Here is a 2,239-nt window from a genome sequence, read left to right as displayed (position 1 = left end):
GTCAAGGCCTACGACATCAATCCGCAGCCGCGCGACAAGGTCAGGGACGGCGGGACGCTGCGGTGGGGCATCAACGAGTTCCCCGCCCAGTGGAACAGGAACCACGTGGACGGCAACCTCGCGATGGCCGGCGTGGTCAGCAACGCGCTGCTGCCCTCGCCGTTCCTGTCCGACGAGAAGGCCGGGATCACGGTCAACGACAACTACGTGATCGACGCAAGGGTGACAGAACGGCGGCCCAAACAGGTGGTCACGTACACGCTGAACCCCAAGGCCAGATGGTCCGACGGGCGGCCGATCACGTGGGCCGACTACCGGGCGCAGTGGCGGGCGCTGAACGGGCGCGACCCTGACTTCCGCATCGTCTCCTCCACCGGTTACCAGGACATCGGGCAGGTGACGCGGGGCAAGGACGACTTCGAGGTGGTGGTGACGTTCGAGCGGCCTTTCGGCGACTGGCAGTCGTTGTTCTCGCCGCTGCTGCCCGCCGTCACCAACCGCACGGCCCAGTCGTTCAACAACGCCTGGCTGAACAGGATCCCGGTGACGGCGGGCCCGTTCAAGTTCGGCGGGTTCGACCAGACCGCCAAGACGATCACCCTCGTGAGGGACGAGGCCTGGTGGGGCGACCGAGCCAAGCTGGACAAGATCATCTACCGGGCGTCGGAGCAGGACTCACTGATGGGGGCGTTCGGCAACGGCGAGCTCGACATCGTCGACGTGGGCCCGTCCGCCCCCGATCTCGCCCGCGCCAGGGCCGCCCAGGGGGCGCAGGTGCGGCAGGCGGCCGGCCCGGACTTCCGGCACTTCACCTTCAACGGGTCGAGCGAACTGCTCAAGGACCGCGACGTCCGGCTCGCCGTGCAGCTCGGCATCGACCGCCAGGCCATCGCCCGCTCGGACCTGCAGGGCCTGGACTGGCCGATCGCGCTGCTGAACAACCACTTCTTCATGAACACGCAGGAGGGCTACCGCGACAACGCCGGCCGCATGGGCGGGTACGACCCCGAACGCGCCAAGAAGCTGCTCGACGCCGCCGGCTGGAGACCAGCGGCCGGCACGACGGTCAGGCAGAAGGACGGCAAGCCGCTCGACCTGCGTTTCGTGGTGCCGTCGGGGGTGCAGGTCAGCAAGGCGGAAGGCGAGCTCGCCCAGAGCATGCTGGCGCAGATCGGCGTGAGGCTGACCATCAGGGCCGTGCCCAGCGACGACTTCTTCAGCAAGTATGTGATCCCCGGCAACTTCGACATCACGCCGTTCGCCTACATCGGCACCCCGTTCCCGGTCTCCAGCAGCTACGGGATCTACATCGACGCGCGCGACGGGAAGACGTGGAACGCGAACTTCGGGCGCGTCGGGTCGGCGGCCGTCGACGAGGCCATGAGCCGGGCCTCCCAGGCCCTCGACCCGGTGCGGGCCCGCAGGGAGACCAACAGGGCGGACCGGCTGATCTGGGAGCTGGCGACGGTGCTGCCGCTCTATCAGCGGCCGCAGAACGTCGCGGCCCGGGAGACGCTGGCCAACGTGGGGGCGCGCGGCTTCTACGACCTCCGCTACGAGGACATCGGTTTCATGCGCTGACGCGGCGGGCCGGCCACGCCTCCCCGGCCTCCCTCAGGCGGTCGTGCCGGCCGTGACGCGGTCGACGAGGCCCTTGGTGCCCTCCTCGCGCGCGCAGTGGGCGCAGCAGTACCAGTGCTCACCCGACTGGACACCGTGCCCGATGACCTTCGTGCCGCAGTGCTCGCAGATGGGCGCCATCGCCTCGATCGCGCACTGGAAGCAGTCGAAGGTGTGCACGGCCCCTTGCGCGCGCACCTCGAACGCCATGTCGTAGTCGTTGCCGCAGGTTTCGCAGACGGCCATGATGATCCCCTTCGCATGCGCGGTTTCAGGGTCTCCTTTCCCCAAACGGCGGCCGTATTCCGGCCGCGCCGTCACGGCCCGCGCGACAGGAGCCGGCCTGCCAGCGGCAGCCCGAGCAGCCCGAGCAGCCCGAGCGCCGCCATCGCGGCGGGCAGGCCGAGCCACCCGCTGAGGCCGGCGACCAGCAGCGGGCTGACCACGAACCCGGTGTACGAGATCGTCGACACCCACCACACGAGCGTCCCGCCGGAGTCGTCGGCGGCGGCGCGGCTGAGCAGGGCGGGCACCATCGGGCCGAGCGCCAGCCCGGTGAGCGCGAATCCGGCCATGGAGACCGGCACGCTGTCGCTCAGCGCGGCCAGCGCGATGCCCC

Annotated in this window: 2 protein-coding genes and 1 pseudogene; 1 reads left to right on the top strand and 2 read right to left on the bottom strand. The window is 69.9% G+C overall.

What is annotated here, in order from left to right; translation table 11 throughout:
• Positions 1-1,581 (top strand): ABC transporter family substrate-binding protein (locus E1267_RS43480; protein WP_132342122.1); only part of this gene is annotated, 1,581 nt, incomplete at its 5' end.
• 33 nt (positions 1,582-1,614) lie between these two features.
• On the opposite strand, the gene E1267_RS43475 is transcribed toward E1267_RS43480, so the two are convergent.
• Together E1267_RS43475 and E1267_RS45205 are read right to left on the bottom strand one after the other, a co-directional pair.
• A complete protein-coding gene (locus E1267_RS43475) occupies positions 1,615-1,866 on the bottom strand; it encodes a hypothetical protein (protein WP_132342120.1) in 252 nt (83 codons plus the stop codon).
• Between the two features lie 71 nt (positions 1,867-1,937).
• A pseudogene (locus E1267_RS45205) lies at positions 1,938-2,239 on the bottom strand (hypothetical protein); the annotation flags it as partial.

The organism is Nonomuraea longispora (assembly GCF_004348345.1).
Classification (GTDB): Bacteria; Actinomycetota; Actinomycetes; order Streptosporangiales; family Streptosporangiaceae; genus Nonomuraea; species Nonomuraea longispora.
This window is presented reverse-complemented; position numbering and strand designations above follow the sequence as displayed.